This window comes from Psychrosphaera aestuarii (assembly GCF_017948405.1).
GTDB lineage: Bacteria > Pseudomonadota > Gammaproteobacteria > Enterobacterales > Alteromonadaceae > Psychrosphaera > Psychrosphaera aestuarii.
Map to the genome: position 1 here is coordinate 1,989,065 of NZ_CP072844.1, position 17,517 is coordinate 2,006,581.

Genomic DNA, 17,517 nt, shown 5'->3' on the forward strand with positions numbered 1-17,517 from the left:
CTTATTATTTTGTAGCACGCCTAGTTGTTCTATTAAGTGAGCTACTGCGTACCGCTGGGTTGAACATAGTCCGATAGCGAACTCTTGGTCGCACGGGTGTTAACGGCCATTCTCGTTTTTTCGCAACTAAGATACAAACCCCGCCAAGGGACGGACAAAAGCGTTTGAGTAAACTAGGGATAAAACTGCTATCTAGCTCTTGGTCATTTTGTGCCAAAACTGAATAACAAAGGTAGTCTTCTTTTGTAACTTCAAAGCCCAATAAATGAAGCCAATCCTTAACTCGTGCGACACTAAAAAATCGACCTTTTTTAAAGAGTTGAAACTTCTGGCTTGGAACAAATTTTTGCAGCGCTAATGACGACCAAGGGTTAAAAACAGCTAGGATAAGATTACCATTTGGTAATAGAACACGATGAGCTTCGCGCAGTATTTGATGCGGGTCAGAGCCAAACTCTAAAACATGATTCATTACAATAGCGTCAATTGAATTCTCCAGAAATGGTAACTCATCAAACTCCGCAACTACGCCAGTAAGAGGGGTTTTATTATTCAACGTCGTTAAACTAACTTGGGTAGGTATGGTACTTTCGTGACTCTCTAAAACATTACTTAACTGACCAATTTTCAATAAATATTGACCAAAACAATATTTTAACTGTTCAGATATGATGCTTTGTTCCGCTTCGCGCACCTTTTCGCCTAGAGGAATACTTGCCCAATCATTGATAGGTGAAACTGAGTTATAGCCTAGTGCTGGTTTCAATACGTGCCTCTTCTACTGTGGATAGCATTTAGTTAGTATATGTTATACCGATAAAAACAAGGAAACCAATATGTCTAATGTTATCCGTATTCCTGCTTTTAATGATAACTATTTTTGGTTAATGTCAGATAATAAACAACAGGCATTAATTGTAGACCCGGGCGATGCTCAGGTTGTGATGGATGCTCTTCAACGTCGCAATTTAGATTTAACCGATATACTAATCACGCATCACCATGCTGATCATATAGGTGGTGTAGACCAATTATTAAAACAATATCCCAATGCAAATGTATTCGGTCCTGCCACCAGTCGTTTTGATATGGTGACTCATCCATGCTCAGAGGGTGACGTAATCTACCCAAAGGCGACTCAGCAACCATTTAGTATTATCGAAGTACCTGGCCACACTTCAGACCATATTGCTTATTACAGCGCACCTATTCTTTTTGTCGGGGACACGCTTTTTTCAAGTGGTTGTGGTCGTCTTTTTGAAGGAACGGCAGAACAAATGTTAACTTCACTCAAAAAATTAGTCTCGTTGCCACTGGATACTCAAATCTATTGTGCTCATGAATATACATACGCTAATGCACAGTTTGCAATTGCCGCGCTACCGAATAACAAGACTATTCAGGACTTTCTTTTGAAGACAGCGGAAAAAAGGCGTGACGATAAAGCAACGGTCCCTACCTCTTTGGCAACTGAATTAACAATTAATCCTTTTCTTCTCTGCCACACGCTGCCGCTTCAGCTTAGTATGCAAAAGCAATTTGGTTTAGCTACTTTACCTTCTGAGTTAGAGACGTTTACTTACCTTCGAAAATGGAAAGATGTCTTTCAAAATTGATTTGTAGATTAGCTACCATTGCAGGATTAGGTTATTATTGAGGATAGTTTTCCGTTCATGGCTACTCAGCCCCTTACAAAGTGTTATTAATTATATGTTTATAAAGAAAAAAAATATTATCCTCGTGATATCAGCGCTAGTCGCGGTGGCTGGTTGTAATAGTACTCCAGACTATACCGTAAGCACTCAGCAAGAAGTAAATAATGCAAAAGGTATTTTAACTAGTATAGACCCAGACACTATTGCCTCGCCGAGAGAAGTTGTAGACGCATTGACTTTGGCCGCGTTGGAACCAGAAGTGGGATCGTTAGAGTTAGATGAGGCCCCCGCAACGTTTGATGATGTTTGGCAAAGAATCAGCTACCAGCTCTCTATCGAAATTCCGCAGAATCGACAAGTCGTTACCGAACGAAACTGGTACGCTAAACACCCTAGTTACATCACTCGAGTCGCTAAAAGAGCTGAGCCTTTTTTACACTTTATAGTAGAAGAAATTGAAAAGCGTGAAATGCCAATCGAATTAGCGTTACTGCCAATTGTAGAAAGTGCATTTGATCCATTTGCCTATTCACACGGTCGAGCGTCTGGTTTATGGCAGTTTATTCCTGGCACAGGCAATAGATTCAAATTAAAGCAAACTTGGTGGTATGACGGGCGACGAGATGTTGCAGCTTCAACAAGAGCCGCTTTAGATTACTTATCATTTTTACACAAAACCTTAGACGGCGATTGGTTAAATGCCATTGCAGCATATAATTCTGGCGAAGGCCGTGTGTTAAGAGCAATAAAGCGAAATCGAAAAAAACACTTACCGACCGATTTTTGGTCATTAGACTTACCTCGTGAAACGTCTGCTTACGTGCCTAAGCTTTTGGCTTTAGTTGATCTATTGAAACGTTCCGATGAGTTTAATGTTAGTTGGTATCCTATCGCCAATGAACCGGCCATTGCCGTTGTTGATGCAAAAAAACAAATTGATATTGCTAAAGCGGCTGAATTAGCGGGTATGGAATTAAACGATCTTCATAAAATGAACCCAGGGTATAACCAATGGGCAACGGATCCAAATGGTCCTCATAAGTTTATCGTCCCCATTGAAAAGGCCGATTCGTTTAAAGCAAAATTAAATGCGCTAACAGATAATGAGCGTATGGCTTGGACACGATATGTTGTAAAGTCTGGTGATACATTGGGTGGAATTGCAGCAAAACATAAAGTTTCAGTTGCTGTGTTACGTGATGTTAACAAAATAAAAGGTAACATTATTCGTGTTAAGCAAGCATTAATGGTACCTACGTCTTCTAAATCCATTAAACAATATGAATTAACAGCTGGTAATCGCCTTGCAAAAACACAAAATAAACAACGAGGCTCAAGCACTAAGTTAGAGTATATTGTGAAAAGTGGCGATACCTTATGGGATATAAGTAAAGCTCATAAAGTAAACGTAAGAAGCTTAGCAAAATGGAATGGAATGGCTCCTACTGATCCGTTAAAGCCCGGTAAAAAATTAGTAGTTTGGACAAAAACACCCACTTCATCAACCAATGGTGTTGTTCGTAAAGTAACTTACAAAGTTCGAAACGGCGACTCGTTAGCTCGTATTGCACAAAAATTTAAAGTCGATGTTGATGACATTGCCAAATGGAATCAGTTAGACATGAAGAAGTATTTACAACCTGGTCAGGCTCTTAAGCTTTTTGTTGACGTAACAAGAAGTTAAGCTAACTTTATAAGTAGGCTTGCAAAAATGCAGGTCTACTTTGTGAGGAACAATGTTAAAAATAGCGCCCTTTTTATCAAAAGTTATTATTACGACTTCCCTCATTTTATCGTCAAATAGTTATGCAGAATTTAAGCTTGACGGTAATCTCACGGTTGTCGATCCCTATGGAAAAACTCATACTAAAGAGATGCCAATGGGGTTTGCAAGTTCAGCAGAAAAGCAAACCTTTACCATTGGCCCTCATACCTACAAAGTTCCAGGCCAACCAGAAAAGTACAGTATTGCTATTGTACTCCAAGACAATAACTTTGTTTGGGTGCAAGAGTTTCACAACAAGCCAATAAAAACATTTGAATGGCAACTCGGTGAACACAAGATTAGTTTAATTAAAGAGATATTAATGAAGCCGGTAAAAGGCGATTATATCCTTTCAATTGATGACAAAGATTACTTTTTTAATAACAGACTTGCTCAAGTTACCTTCATTTTTAATGAAGAAGGCATAGAAAACATTGATGTAAGTGGCATGGTGGCAAGTCTTGGTTTAAATCGAGCACAAGATAAGTGCGAGACGAGCAGTGATGACCAGGCAGACTCTGAAGACGATGCTACAAAAGAAGACTCTGATAATGAAGATGATAAGTGCCCGCCACCAAAATAACTGGCGAGTAATTACTCGCCAAATTCGTGATTTACTATATCAGCAATGTGTCGCAGCCGTTGCGCTGCAATACCATTTACAGAGTCTCTTGGATAACGTCCTCGTGACGACATCACACCAGCCTGCTTACCCGTCAATATCGTAATTGCATCATCAACATTTTCTACAGCATAAATAGAGAACGTCCCAGCGTTTACAGCGGATGTAACTGATTCATTTAACACTAAGTTTATGCAATTTGTTTTAGGAATTATAACACCCTGCTTTCCTGTTAAGCCTCGTGCTTCACATAAGTTGAAGAAACCTTCAATTTTTTCATTCACACCACCAATTGACTGGACTTGACCATGTTGATTAATCGAACCTGTGATAGCAAGACCCTGATTTAATGGTATTTGTGTAATAGCTGAGAGTAAGGTACATACTTCACCTAAACTGGCACTATCGCCATCAATATGCCCATAACTTTGCTCTAGCGCTATGTTTGCTGAAAAAGACAAGGCAAAGCCTTGTGCGTATTTATTACCTAAATATCCACTTAATAACATTACACCTTTTGAGTGAATTGCTTTCCCAAGTTCTACTTCCCTTTCAATATCAACAACGCCTGTTGATCCGGCATATACAGTTGCTGATATTCTTGCCGGTGTTCCAAATACTGTATCGCCTATTTCTAAAACCGTTAAACCGTTTAATTTACCAACCTGAAAACCATCAGTATCGATAAGAATTTGACCTTCTTGTATGTCTTCAAGGAAAGACTCACTAATTTGTCCAGATCGAACTTTTTTTGCTTCTAAGGCTTCAACAATATGCTGTTTGTCCAATATTAACTCTTGCTGCAGAGCATCAGACGTTTTTGAAGTGAGCTGTTTACGGGCAAAAAACTGAGCCTCCCCAATTAACTCAAGTACATCTGCAAAGCGAGCAGATAACTTGTGCTGATGTTCAGCTTGGCGAAAGCTAAAATGTAAAAGTTGTTCAATGGCTGAAGTATTTAGCGACATATTATGTTGTTTTGCAAAAACTTTAACTTTTTGAATAAAACTGTATAGCGCCTTATCATTTAAAGCGATGTAATGCTCAAAGTCGGCAAGTACTCGAAACAACTCATTAAACTCATTGTCATACTCTTGCATTAAATAATAAAGTTCTCTACTACCCATTAATATTACTTTTATATCCAAGGGGATAGGTTGAGGATTTAAACTAGAGGCATTAACAATATTTGCCTCTCCAGCTGGCGACTCCATCTTTATTTCATGACTTTTTAACGCTAACTTTAGTGCTTCCCACACGGCGGGTTGGTGAATCAGTTTGTCCGCCTCGATTAGCAAATAACCACCATTGGCTTTGTGCAAAGCACCCGCTCTCACCATTTGATAGCTAGTATAGACAGAGCCTTGAACCGAGCTATATTCAATTTTGCCAAACACATTTTGAAAAGTTGGGTTCGCTTCATAAATAATCGGCGCGCCATTATTTGGATCTTGTTTTGTAATGATGTTAGGGATTAGCTGTTCTTCGAGTACTTTTCTAACATCCACTTCATCACGATCTTTCTCTTGCTCCGCCTCGGCTTCTGACGATAGATACTCCTCGACAATTTCAATCACAGTATCCCGCATGTCACGAACAAACTTAACAACACCAAGTTCTGCCGAATATTTGTGCTCTAGATCTTTTAAAATTGGGCGTAATGCATTTTCAATGGTTTGTTTAGTTAACGAACGCTGTGCTTCAAACATCTCCCGCTTCCATTGCGGTAATTCAAGTAAAGTCTCAGTAAGTACGTTCTCTAAGTCATCTATTATTTTATAAAAATGCTGTTTTTCGGACTCGTCAAGTTGACTAAACTCGGTATCACTTAACGGCTTTTCATTCACAACAGGAGCAAAACTAACGGTCCCTTTTTCTTCAAATAAAAGAACATTTTTTGCTTGTGCATTTTGCTCGACCAAATCAATGGCCGTTTGATACTTTTGATTAAAGTGTTTGTCAATGTTACGCCATTTTCGCTGAAAGGATGGGTTATCAAACGCTGCAGGGAACGTATCTAAAATATCATCAATTAAACTTTCAATATCAGTTTTCAGTTTTTTCCCATCACCTGCTGATAAGCGAATTACACTAGGTGAACGATTATCTTCAAAATTATTTACGTAGCACCACTCACTAGGTGTTTGTTTTTCTTTTGCAACGGTTTTTATATGGTCATTTATTAGAGTATGTCTGCCTGTAGCAGGCTCGCCCATCACGAATAAATTGTAGCCCTTCATCGACATATCTAAACCAAATTCCAACGCCTGTTTAGCACGTTCTTGCCCAATAAAATTAACGTCAGCATTAATTTCAGATTGCACAATCTTTGATATTTTTTGAGTGTCAAACGTTGGTGACAGTGCATCAACAGAAAGGCGATATTGTTGGTTTTTGATCATATATCCAGATGTTTTTTAAAATTAACTTAATGTCTTAAGTCTATATTGAATTAGGTAAAAACGCATTGCTTAATTAACATCAAAAAAAGTTCATCATTCACGCTATAATTTCATCAATGACGCTTGTTGCTGTTGTCCGAATTAGTTATCCTTAGCGTCTAATTTTTAAAATATTTTTATAGTATTTTGAACTGTTTAAAAACACATCAAAATACTCGTTTTACTTGTCCATTTCTGGATTTGTAGCACTTATCTAATACTGAGAGCAGTCCATGCAAGCTGAATATAACCATCGCGATATTGAACAAAAAGTTCAACAACATTGGCAAGACAACCAAACCTTCAAAGTGACCGAAGATAGTGAAAAAGAAAAGTTTTACTGCCTTTCTATGTTGCCTTACCCAAGTGGTCGATTGCACATGGGTCACGTTCGAAATTACACTATCGGCGATGTAATCTCACGTTTTCAGCGACTCCAAGGTAAAAATGTAATGCAGCCGATGGGTTGGGATGCGTTTGGTCTTCCTGCCGAAAATGCCGCGATTAACCATAAAACAGCACCAGCTAAATGGACCTACGAAAACATTGAGTATATGAAAAACCAGCTTACTAGCCTGGGTTTTGGTTATGACTGGGATCGTGAGGTTGCGACCTGCACACCAGAATATTATCGTTGGGAACAGTGGTTTTTTACAAAGCTTTATGAAAAAGGCTTAGTTTACAAAAAAACAGCAACCGTTAATTGGGATCCGGTTGATCAAACTGTATTAGCAAATGAGCAAGTGATTGATGGTCGCGGATGGCGTTCAGGTGCACTTGTAGAGCAAAAAGAAATCCCGCAGTGGTTTATTAAAATCACCGACTACGCTGAAGAGTTAATTAATGACTTAGATGCTCTTGAGGGCTGGCCTGAGCAAGTTAAAGCAATGCAGAAAAACTGGATTGGCCGCTCAGAAGGTGCAGAAGTGACCTTTAACGTTGTTGATAGTGAACAGAAAATAGAGGTGTACACTACTCGTCCGGACACATTGTACGGTGTCACTTATCTTGCTGTTGCAGCACAACATCCGATGGCACTAGCTGCTGCTTCATCTAACCCTGAGCTGGCCACGTTTATTGAGGCATGTAAAAGCCAGTCGGTTGCAGAAGCAGACATGGCAACAATGGAAAAACTTGGTGTAGATACTGGTATACGCGCAATCCATCCTCTTACGGGTGAAGTGGTGCCAGTATGGGCAGCGAACTTTGTATTAATGAACTACGGTACTGGTGCAGTAATGTCTGTGCCAGGCCATGACCAAAGAGATTGGGAGTTCGCAACCAAGTATAATCTTCCAATCAAACAAGTTATCAAGCCTGTCGATGCAGAGCAAACCGCTGCACTAAATGAATCAGCTTATACAGAGCGTGGTTTATTGGTCAATTCTGGTGAATTTGATGGATTAGAGTTTGAAGCTGCATTTGAAAAAATTGTTGCTTTATTAGAGTCTAAATCAGCAGGTAAAAAGACAATTAATTATCGATTGCGTGACTGGGGTGTATCTCGTCAACGTTATTGGGGTGCACCTATTCCAATGGCCACGTTGGAAGACGGCACCTCTGTTCCGATTCCAGAGCAAGATCTTCCGGTTGTGTTACCAGAAGATGTTGTTATGGATGGTGCTGCATCACCAATTAAAGCAGACCCTGAGTGGGCAAAAACCACGGTAAATGGCATGCCAGCTCTTCGAGAAACAGATACCTTTGATACCTTTATGGAGTCATCATGGTATTACGCTCGATACTGCTCTCCACAGTCTGATGATAAAATGCTAGACCCTACGCAAGCAAACTATTGGTTGCCTGTTGACCAATATATCGGTGGTATTGAGCACGCTATTTTACATTTATTGTACGCTCGCTTTTTCCACAAATTAATGCGAGATGTTGGTTTAATTGAATCTGATGAGCCTTTCAAACGATTATTATGTCAAGGTATGGTGCTAGCTGAAACTTATTACCGTGAAGATACTAATGGCGGTAAAGTTTGGTTCTCACCAACAGATATTGAAGTTGAACGCGATGACAAAGGCAGAGTTTCGAAAGCCTGGCACAAAGAAGATGGTCAGCCGGTTATTTCATCTGGCATGTCAAAAATGTCAAAATCAAAAAATAACGGTATTGATCCTGAATCAGTAATTCAAACCTTAGGTGCCGATACCGTTCGTTTATTTATGATGTTTACTGCACCGCCAGAACAAACTCTTGAATGGTCTGATTCGGGTGTTGACGGCGCACACCGCTTTATCAAACGTGTTTGGAAGTTATCTCAAGATGTTATCGAGGCTGGGTTGGTTAAAGAGTACGACATTAGCAACTTGAACTCAGAACAAAAATCGTTACGTCGTGAGCTTCATAAAACAATCGCTAAAGTAACGGATGATCTAGATCGCAGAAACACATTTAATACGGCCATTGCCGCTATTATGGAATTGACTAATAAGCTAAACAAAGCCCCTTTAACTTCTGATGTTGATAAAGCGGTAATGTACGAAGCTGTAACGGCTGTGGTTACTATGCTAGCGCCAATCACTCCGCATGTTTGTCACGAGTTATGGTCACAGTTAGGCAATGTTGAAAACATTGATCAAGCCAAATGGCCTGTTGCGGATAAAAGTGCAATGGTAGAAGACGAGAAGTTAATTGTTGTTCAAGTTAACGGTAAAGTCCGCTCGAAACTGACTGTTGCCGCCGACGCTGATGAAGCATTTATAAAGGCGCTAGGTCTTGAAGAAGAAAACGTGAAAAAGTTTACCGATGGTAAAACAATTCGTAAGGTTATTTTTGTAAAAGGTAAGTTACTTAATATTGTGGCTAACTAGTCAAAATATTTACTTTTAGTAACATAACAATGGCTTGGTGGAATCTGCTGCATAAACAGCAACACCAAGCCTCTTTATTAACTGGACTAATATGAAACTCAAGCTTTTTGTTACCGTACTTTTAATCACTCTAGTAGCATCTTGTGGCTTTAAATTAAAAGGTCAGTACTATTTACCAGACTCATTAAAGTCGATTTATGTAAGCTCGGAAAAACGCTTTAGTCCATTGCGTACGCAGGTAATAAAACGCCTGACACAAAACCAAGTCACCATTTTGCAAAACTTTGATAAAACTAAAGCAGAGCTAAAGATTCTTCCAGAATCATTTCAGCGTCGTACGTTGTCTCTTTTCCCCAACGGTCAAGTTGCGGAATACGAACTAATATACATAGCCAATTATCAAGTTACCCTTCCAAATCAACAGCCAAAGTCTTTTAGTGTTGAATTAAGTCGAGAATTTCAAGATGATCCAAATAACGCGTTAGCTAAAGAAAGAGAGCGTGCACTGATATTGTCAGAGCTAAGAGTCATCGCGAGCGATCGACTAATGGCTCAACTAATAATGATCAAATAGGCCTACTTTTGAAGATTTATGCCAACCAACTTCCAGCTGAATTAAACAAAGGCTTAGCGAATTGCTATCTAATTTTTGGAGATGAGCCTTTTCAGGTTAACGAAGCACGTGACTTAATTAAATCTAAAGCCAAACAGCAAGGTATTGATGAATTCATTCGGCTCTCGGACGATGAACAATTTGACTGGGAAGATCTACAACAACATTGCCAAGCAATGTCGCTGTTCTCATCAACAAAATTGATCGAGTTAGAGTTGTCATCAAATAAAATAGGTAAAGTCGGCTCAGACACGTTAAAGCAAATTGCGTCTACACTAACTAGTGACACAGTTCTGGTCATTTTTGGCGGTAAACTGGAAGCGGCACAAACTAAATCAGCGTGGTTTAAAGCAGTATCTCAAAATGGCGTGTTTATACCTATTTATGAAATTGATGGACCCCACTTGCAGCGCTGGCTTAAACAGCAATTACTAAATAGAAACCTCAATTTAACGCCTGATGCGCAAGCATTTCTTATTAGCTTTACTTCAGGAAACTTATTAGCCTGTGCACAAGAGCTCGATAAACTTAAATTATCACACCCAAACTCGCCGACTTTAACGCTAGAACTGATACAGGGGCAAGTCGCGGATCAATCAAGGTATACCGTTTTTCAACTGACCGATGCATTATGGGAAAACAAGCCGGATCGATGTCTATCAATTTTAGGCCGATTAAAACTTGAGGAGTTTGAGCCGAATATCATTTTATGGTCATTAAACAAAGATATTAGCTTAATTTTATTACTGCAAAATGCGCTTAAATTTAACGAAAGTACGTCTGCTATTTTTGACAGTCATCGTGTTTGGAAAAACAAGCAGGCTTTATATACACGAGTTGCGCAGTCAATAAACCCAGAACTTCTTAAGCAAGCTATGAAACAATTATCAGAGTTAGACCAAGCATTGAAGTTTCACACTGTAGACTGTCCGTACACGCTGTTTGCCCATATTTGCTTACTTGTAAGCGGTTACCAAGAGTTAGCAACTTTTCCTTTGCCTTTTGAAATAAACATAGCCTAAGTAGCTTTAAATGAATAACAAACCTCTCGTTGTTTTATATGGCGGCACATTCAATCCAATACATTTTGGCCATTTGAAACCTGTTGCAAGTCTTTCTAAATTTTTTGATATCAAAGAGCTAATTTATATCCCTTGTCATATTCCACCGCACAAAGATAAACCGGCTTTGTCTGCTTTTCATCGACTAGAGATGACTAAATTAGCAGTACGAGAATTTAGTTTTGCGTTTTCTACTGGAGTGAGTGATTACGAATTAAATCGTTCAGAAGCTTCTTATTCGTTGACTACAATAGACTACTTTATTGATAAATACGTACACGAAGAGTTAGCTTTTTTAGTCGGGCTTGATTCATTATTGAATTTTACTAGCTGGTTTAAGTGGCAAGAAATTTTAAAGAAAGTACACCTTATCGTAATGACACGACCAGGCTACCAAATTGAAACGGCTTCATTAGCGCCAGAACTTCAAGGACAGCTAGGCAAACGTATACATCTTGTCGAAACCGACAATGTCGATATATCTTCAACAGAAATTAGAAAAAGCTTTAGTACAAAACTAAATGATTTTAGTGCATCCCCTGAACTAAATGACCTACTTCCTAGTTCAATTATTGAGTATATAAAAAAGCATGAATTGTGTTTTTAATTCTAAATTGAGCTAATGACTATGATTGGCATACTAAGACCAGTGGCTAATCTGTTCTACCTTACCATTAACAATTTTAATCTCGCCCTTTTTTGACGTTAATCCATCCGCACTGTAATTAAGATCAAAAGTCATCACGACTTTCAAGCCTTTGGAAAATGATATATTCCAATCGGCCATAGCAATCGATAACAATTGTAAATGATGCGTTTTACAATACTGAGAACCCGCTAAACGAGCGCGCTCTGCCACTTTACGGCTCTGCCAAAACAAAGCAAAAATACCACCTACAAACATCAATAACCAAACAGTCTGTAAATCAAACACAGCCTACCTCCAATAAAAAAGCGCGGATAAATTATCCACGCCTAATACTCTTTATCAAAAATACGGATTTAATCCTAATTGACTAGCCAATCTTAGTAATACCAGCCATGTACGGCACTAATGCCGCAGGAACTGTAATACTACCATCTTCATTTTGGTAGTTCTCTAAGATAGCTACTAAAGTACGACCAACCGCTAAACCTGAACCGTTCAATGTATGAACAAGCTCTGGTTTTTTAGCACCTTTAGCGCGATAACGTGCTTGCATACGTCTTGCTTGGAAGTCGCCCATGCTGCTGCAAGATGAAATTTCACGATAAGTATTTTGTGCCGGTAACCATACTTCCAAATCGTAAGTCTTAGTGGCGCCAAAGCCCATATCGCCCGTACAAAGTACAACCTTACGATACGGTAATTCTAACTTCTGTAGAATTGTTTCAGCGTGTCCGGTTAACTCTTCTAATGCTTGCGCCGAATCTTCAGGTTTTACAATTTGAACCAACTCTACCTTATCAAACTGGTGCTGACGAATTAAACCGCGAGTATCACGGCCATACGAGCCGGCTTCAGAACGGAAACATGGTGTATGAGCTGTTAATTTAACTGGTAATTCAGACTCATCATAGATTACATCTCTCGCGAAGTTTGTTAACGGTACTTCTGCTGTAGGTATTAATGATAATTTACGTGCATCTTGCTCGTCCAAATTATCAGACTGGCCGGTTAATGGCTGAGTATGAAATAAATCATCGGCAAACTTTGGTAATTGACCTGTGCCTTGAAGACTCTCATTATTCACTAAATAAGGAACATAAGCTTCTATGTAACCATGTTGCTCAGTATGCTGATCTAACATGAATTGAGACAATGCGCGATTCAACCGTGCAATTTTGCCACGCATTACTGTAAATCGGGCACCACTTAATTTTGTACCCATTGCAAAGTCTAAACCGTTACCCAACGACTCGCCTAAATCAACGTGATCTTTTGGTTCAAAGTCAAAGGCCTTTGGCTCACCCCACTTAAGAACCTCTACATTCTCATCTTCAGACTTACCATTTGGTACATCCTCTGACGGTAAGTTTGGTACCGTTAACGCAATCGCATCAATTTCATTTAACAGACTTTGTAATTCTGACTTCGCCGCATCAAGTTTATCGCCTAAGTCGGCAACACTATCTAATAGTGGTTGGATATCTTCACCACGAGCTTTTGCTTGACCAATATTTTTAGATTTTGCATTTCGCTCATTTTGCAATTCTTGTGTTGCCGTTTGAAGATCTTTACGACGGCTTTCTAGTGCTTCTAAACGTGCAACATCAAGTTCAAAACCACGAGTAGCTAAACGAGTTGCGGTTTCTTGAATGTCATTTCTGAGAAACTTAGGATCTAACATCTTTTAATTTTACCTATATAAATTTCTAATATTTAAATTTGGTTATTTTGATGACACTAACTGCATGCCTAAGTAGGCTGCAGCAATACATATAAATACATTAAGCACTATATTTAATAGTGCTTTTTGCCAGAACCCTTGCTGTAACAGCAATAATGAGTCTAACGAAAAAGTTGAGAATGTTGTAAACGCTCCAAACAAACCAATACTTAAAAAAGAGCGCCAAGCAATATCAGAAACTATACCATGTTCTATTAGGCTAAATAAGAGTCCAAGAAAAAATGATCCGATAACATTTACAGTCAAAGTGCCATAAGGGAACCCCTTCCCCATCCAACTCATTACTAAACCGTTTATGCCATATCTCAATGAAGCGCCTATGGCGCCTCCTAAGGCTACAAATAAAACATTATGCATAAGACTAATCTTGCTCCCTGCGATTTAATGACACATTATCAAGGGACTTCAAGTAAGCTAATTTTTCAGCAATCTTTTGTTCTAACCCTCGTGAGGTGGGTTTGTATAATTCGACGTCCATTAACTCGTTCGGAAGATACGTTTCTCCGGCTGCATAGGCATTAGGTTCATCATGCGCATATCGATAATCAGAGCCTTTACCCATATTTTTCATTAGATCCGTTGGCGCGTTTACTAAATGATTTGGAACGGCTAAATCGCCGGTTTCTTTTGCCAATACTTTTGCCGCTTTAAAGGCGACATAAGTGGCATTACTTTTAGCGGCTGTTGCCATAAAAATAGCAGCTTGCGCTATCGCTCGTTCACCTTCCGCTGGGCCTACTCTATGATATACATCCCACGCATTGAGTCCAATCTGTAAGGCTCTTGGGTCGGCATTGCCTATGTCTTCGGAAGCGATCGCTAAAAGTCGACGGGCGACGTAAAGCGGATCTCCGCCACCAGCTAAAATTCGTGCATACCAATACAAGGCACCATCTGGGCTTGAGCCTCTTACTGATTTATGGAACGCACTTATTAAGTCATAAAAGTGGTCGCCCCCTTTATCAAAAGTCGCCATTTGATTGCCGGTTGCTTGCTCAATTATTTCTGCTGTAATAACGCCATCTTCTTCAACAAGATCTGCTGATATTTCCAAAAAATTTAATAGTCGACGTCCATCACCACTACACAAGTTAATGAGTAACTTTCTATTCTCCGGTGTGATGTGAAGATTAAATTGACCAAGCCCTAGTACTTTATCATTTAGTGCTCGGTCGATGAGCTGCTCTAAATCAGATGGTTCGATCTGCTTTAACACGTATACTCTTGCTCGAGAAAGAATCGCATTGTTCAGCTCAAATGAAGGGTTTTCGGTCGTCGCCCCGATAAAGGTAACCGTTCCATCTTCTATATATGGTAAAAACGCGTCTTGCTGACTTTTATTAAATCGATGCACTTCATCAACAAAAAGTACGGTTTTTTTGCCACTTTGTTGACGTCTATGCTCAGCACGCTCTATTGTTGTTCTAATATCTTTAACGCCAGCACTGATCGCTGATAACTTTTCTACATCGGCGTTTGCGCTAGCTGCAATTATCTCTGCCAACGTCGTTTTACCGGTTCCTGGCGGTCCCCAAAGAATCATTGAATGGCAATGTCCAGCTTCTATCATTCGCCAAAGCGCTTTGCCTTCCGATACTAAATGTTGTTGACCAACATACTCAGAGAGTTGTTTAGGACGAAGACGAGACGCCAAAGGGCTGTGACTATTGCCAGTAATAGCACTTTGTTCCAGTTCAAACCCTAGTGAATTTTGCTCACTCACCTTATGCTCCTGCCTCGCATTTTTGCATCACGTATCAATATGACACATTGCCATCTATCGTCGGAAGAGATTGTCGCTGGTCGTCTATATCAACACCTGAAGGTATCTCAAACTCAAACATATCTTTGTTAGGCTCAAATTTACTCTGCTCACTAAGCGTATATTCGCTCACTTGTTGACTACGACTAGTAATAATTATTTTTTGTAACTGTTGTTGGTCTAAAACTAACTTTAACTTTACCACTTGCGCTTGTGATTCATCTTTAGGAGTAACAATGTAATCAGTGCCCTGTTTTACTATATTAAACGTATTCCAAATTGATAAATCTTTAGAGACAAGAAGCGCAAATGGAGTTTGTGTTACGGCTTGTTTGACATCAAAAATACTTACCTGCTCTACAAAAGGATTAAACCACCAAACATAAGTGCCGTTAGAAATCAGTAATTCTTCTTCAGGCGCTGTTACTTCCCAAATAAATTTACCGGGTTGTTTAAAAACCAATCTACCATTCGCCTCATGGATGATATTGCCGTCAATATCGCGTACAACTTGAACAAAGTTCGATTTATAGCCATCAAAGAAATTTAGCCTCTGTTGCAATTCTGTTGAAGCATCTGACGACGCAGAGGCGGACTGCTGCTTAGCTTCGGTACTCTGTGTTGTATCATTTGCAATGTTAATCGCAAAACTATTGTAGCTCGATAATGCAATCATTATCGATAAAGCATAATGTTTAATCATTTATAAAATCCTGTTGGTCTTCACCTCTCACTGGCGGTGGTGCTAACACTTCTCGAGTACCATTATTGGCCGCTCGGCTAACAATGCCCATCGCTTCCATTTGCTCTACAATTCTCGCAGAGCGGTTATAACCAATTCTTAATTTTCGCTGAATACTTGAAATAGATACCTTTCTTGTCTCTGTGACAAATGCTACCGCTTCATCGAATACTGGATCCGCTTCTTCTCCGTCAGCCATTTCAGCAGCCTCTCCCGGAAGCATATTCTCTTCGGTCATTTCGCCTTCAAGTATCTCTTTAATATAATTAGGTTTTGCTTTTGATTTCCAATCATTTACCACTGCATGAACCTCGTGATCATCCACAAATGCACCATGCACACGAGTTGGAACGCCAGAACCTGGCGGTAAATAAAGCATATCACCCATACCCAATAAGTTTTCCGCGCCTTGTTGGTCTAGAATCGTTCTTGAGTCAATTTTCGACGATACTTGAAACGCCATTCTTGTTGGAATATTTGCTTTTATTAAGCCCGTTATTACATCAACCGAAGGCCGCTGTGTCGCTAGTACAAGATGAATACCAGCAGCACGAGCTTTTTGGGCAATTCGTGCTATTAGCTCTTCTACCTTTTTGCCAACAATCATCATCATGTCAGCAAACTCATCAATGACTACAACAATAGCCGGTAGTCTATCCAACTCTGGTGGCATCTCTAGCATGTTGTCGGTACTACGCCACAAAGGATCTCTAATTGGCTTGCCTTCGGCTCTTGCTTGTTCAATTTTTGCGTTGTAACCCTTAAGGTTCCTTACCCCTAATGATGACATCAATTTATAACGTCTTTCCATTTCGCCAACACACCATCGTAATGCATTCGCCGCTTCCTTCATGTCGGTGACCACTTCAGATAATAAATGTGGGATTCCCTCGTAGACAGAAAGTTCCAACATCTTTGGATCTATCATGATTAAACGAACTTCTTCTGGCGTTGATTTATACAACAAACTTAAAATCATTGTATTGACGCCAACCGACTTACCGGAACCTGTCGTACCCGCAACTAACAGGTGCGGCATTTTAGCCAAATCTACAACAACTGCTTTGCCACCAATATCTTTGCCTAACACCATAGTTAGCGGGGAAGCCGCTTTGTCAAACACATCACTGCTCATTACTTCAGATAATCGAACAATCTGACGATGTTTATTTGGGATCTCCAAACCTATATATGACTTGCCCGGTATTACTTCAACCACCCGTACACTCATTGCTGAGAGTGAGCGTGCTAAGTCTTTTGATAGACCAGAAATTTTACTAACTTTTATGCCAGGCGCTAAGTCCAGCTCAAAGCGAGTGATAACTGGTCCCGGGTAAACACCGACAACTTCAGCTTGAATATTAAAATCAAGAAGCTTCGACTCTACGAGTCTAGATACTGCCTCAAGTTCTTCCGGTGATACTGGGTTTTCTACTTTATCTGGGCGATCTAAAAGTTCTAATGACGGTAACGTAATCGGCGGTTTTTCTTGCTTTAACTCTGGAACAACAATATGTGTTGCCTTCGCGTCTGCATTTGTATCGCGCCCTGCCCCATCAGCAGATGTTTGCAATCCTTCTAACGCGCCAAGTATATCGTCATCTGATAAGTCATCATCAATCGAACTGTAACTCATTGGCGTAT

At 39.7% G+C, this 17,517-nt stretch carries 14 protein-coding genes and 1 pseudogene; 7 read left to right on the forward strand and 8 right to left on the reverse strand.

Going from position 1 to position 17,517, the window contains the following annotated elements; all coding sequences use genetic code 11:
- Positions 1-4: 4 nt before the first annotated feature.
- Positions 5-766 carry a class I SAM-dependent methyltransferase gene (locus J9318_RS09035; protein WP_210559615.1) on the reverse strand — a complete coding sequence of 254 codons (762 nt, stop codon included), beginning with the start codon at positions 764-766 and terminating at the stop codon, positions 5-7.
- 70 nt (positions 767-836) lie between these two features.
- Here J9318_RS09035 and gloB point away from each other — a divergent pair, with 70 nt between their 5' ends.
- From gloB to J9318_RS09050, 3 genes are all read left to right on the forward strand, one after another.
- The gene (gene gloB / locus J9318_RS09040; RefSeq protein WP_210559616.1) at positions 837-1,616 is read left to right on the forward strand and encodes a hydroxyacylglutathione hydrolase; all 780 of its coding nucleotides are present in this window, start codon (positions 837-839) and stop codon (positions 1,614-1,616) included.
- A 94-nt stretch (positions 1,617-1,710) separates the two neighbouring features.
- Positions 1,711-3,339, forward strand: coding sequence for a LysM peptidoglycan-binding domain-containing protein (locus tag J9318_RS09045; protein WP_210559617.1), 1,629 nt, complete (start codon positions 1,711-1,713; stop codon positions 3,337-3,339).
- A gap of 52 nt (positions 3,340-3,391) precedes the next feature.
- Positions 3,392-4,003, forward strand: a complete 612-nt coding sequence (locus J9318_RS09050) for a hypothetical protein (protein WP_210559618.1) — start codon at positions 3,392-3,394, stop codon at positions 4,001-4,003.
- An 11-nt stretch (positions 4,004-4,014) separates the two neighbouring features.
- Here the strand turns inward: J9318_RS09050 and J9318_RS09055 are convergent, their stop codons facing one another.
- Positions 4,015-6,444: a Lon protease family protein gene (locus tag J9318_RS09055; protein WP_210559619.1), complete on the reverse strand. Its 2,430-nt coding sequence runs from the start codon at positions 6,442-6,444 to the stop codon at positions 4,015-4,017.
- Positions 6,445-6,716: 272 nt separating this feature from the next.
- Here J9318_RS09055 and leuS point away from each other — a divergent pair, with 272 nt between their 5' ends.
- The 4 genes from leuS to nadD all read left to right on the forward strand — a co-directional run bounded on the left by leuS (position 6,717) and on the right by nadD (position 11,586).
- Positions 6,717-9,305, forward strand: a complete 2,589-nt coding sequence (leuS, locus tag J9318_RS09060; protein ID WP_210559620.1) for a leucine--tRNA ligase — start codon at positions 6,717-6,719, stop codon at positions 9,303-9,305.
- A gap of 91 nt (positions 9,306-9,396) precedes the next feature.
- The gene (locus tag J9318_RS09065) at positions 9,397-9,879 is read left to right on the forward strand and encodes an LPS-assembly lipoprotein LptE (RefSeq protein ID WP_210559621.1); all 483 of its coding nucleotides are present in this window, start codon (positions 9,397-9,399) and stop codon (positions 9,877-9,879) included.
- Between the two features lie 8 nt (positions 9,880-9,887).
- A complete protein-coding gene (gene holA / locus J9318_RS09070; RefSeq protein WP_210559622.1) occupies positions 9,888-10,940 on the forward strand; it encodes a DNA polymerase III subunit delta in 1,053 nt (350 codons plus the stop codon).
- A gap of 10 nt (positions 10,941-10,950) precedes the next feature.
- The gene (nadD, locus tag J9318_RS09075) at positions 10,951-11,586 is read left to right on the forward strand and encodes a nicotinate (nicotinamide) nucleotide adenylyltransferase (protein WP_210559623.1); all 636 of its coding nucleotides are present in this window, start codon (positions 10,951-10,953) and stop codon (positions 11,584-11,586) included.
- Positions 11,587-11,619: 33 nt separating this feature from the next.
- Here the strand turns inward: nadD and J9318_RS09080 are convergent, their stop codons facing one another.
- The 6 genes and pseudogenes from J9318_RS09080 to J9318_RS14155 form a co-directional block, all read right to left on the reverse strand.
- The gene (locus J9318_RS09080) at positions 11,620-11,913 is read right to left on the reverse strand and encodes a DUF3301 domain-containing protein (protein ID WP_210559624.1); all 294 of its coding nucleotides are present in this window, start codon (positions 11,911-11,913) and stop codon (positions 11,620-11,622) included.
- Positions 11,914-11,995: 82 nt separating this feature from the next.
- On the reverse strand, positions 11,996-13,309 hold the full coding sequence (serS, locus tag J9318_RS09085; RefSeq protein ID WP_210559625.1) for a serine--tRNA ligase: 1,314 nt from the start codon (positions 13,307-13,309) through the stop codon (positions 11,996-11,998).
- Between the two features lie 42 nt (positions 13,310-13,351).
- The gene (gene crcB / locus J9318_RS09090; RefSeq protein WP_210559626.1) at positions 13,352-13,726 is read right to left on the reverse strand and encodes a fluoride efflux transporter CrcB; all 375 of its coding nucleotides are present in this window, start codon (positions 13,724-13,726) and stop codon (positions 13,352-13,354) included.
- 4 nt (positions 13,727-13,730) lie between these two features.
- Positions 13,731-15,062 carry a replication-associated recombination protein A gene (locus J9318_RS09095; protein ID WP_210562420.1) on the reverse strand — a complete coding sequence of 444 codons (1,332 nt, stop codon included), beginning with the start codon at positions 15,060-15,062 and terminating at the stop codon, positions 13,731-13,733.
- Positions 15,063-15,126: 64 nt separating this feature from the next.
- Entirely contained in the window at positions 15,127-15,834 is a 708-nt protein-coding gene (gene lolA / locus J9318_RS09100; RefSeq protein WP_210559627.1) for an outer membrane lipoprotein periplasmic chaperone LolA, read from the reverse strand.
- A pseudogene (locus J9318_RS14155) lies at positions 15,827-17,350 on the reverse strand (DNA translocase FtsK); the annotation flags it as partial. The pseudogene J9318_RS14155 and the gene lolA, both read right to left, overlap by 8 nt.
- Between the last annotated feature and the right edge of the window lie 167 nt (positions 17,351-17,517).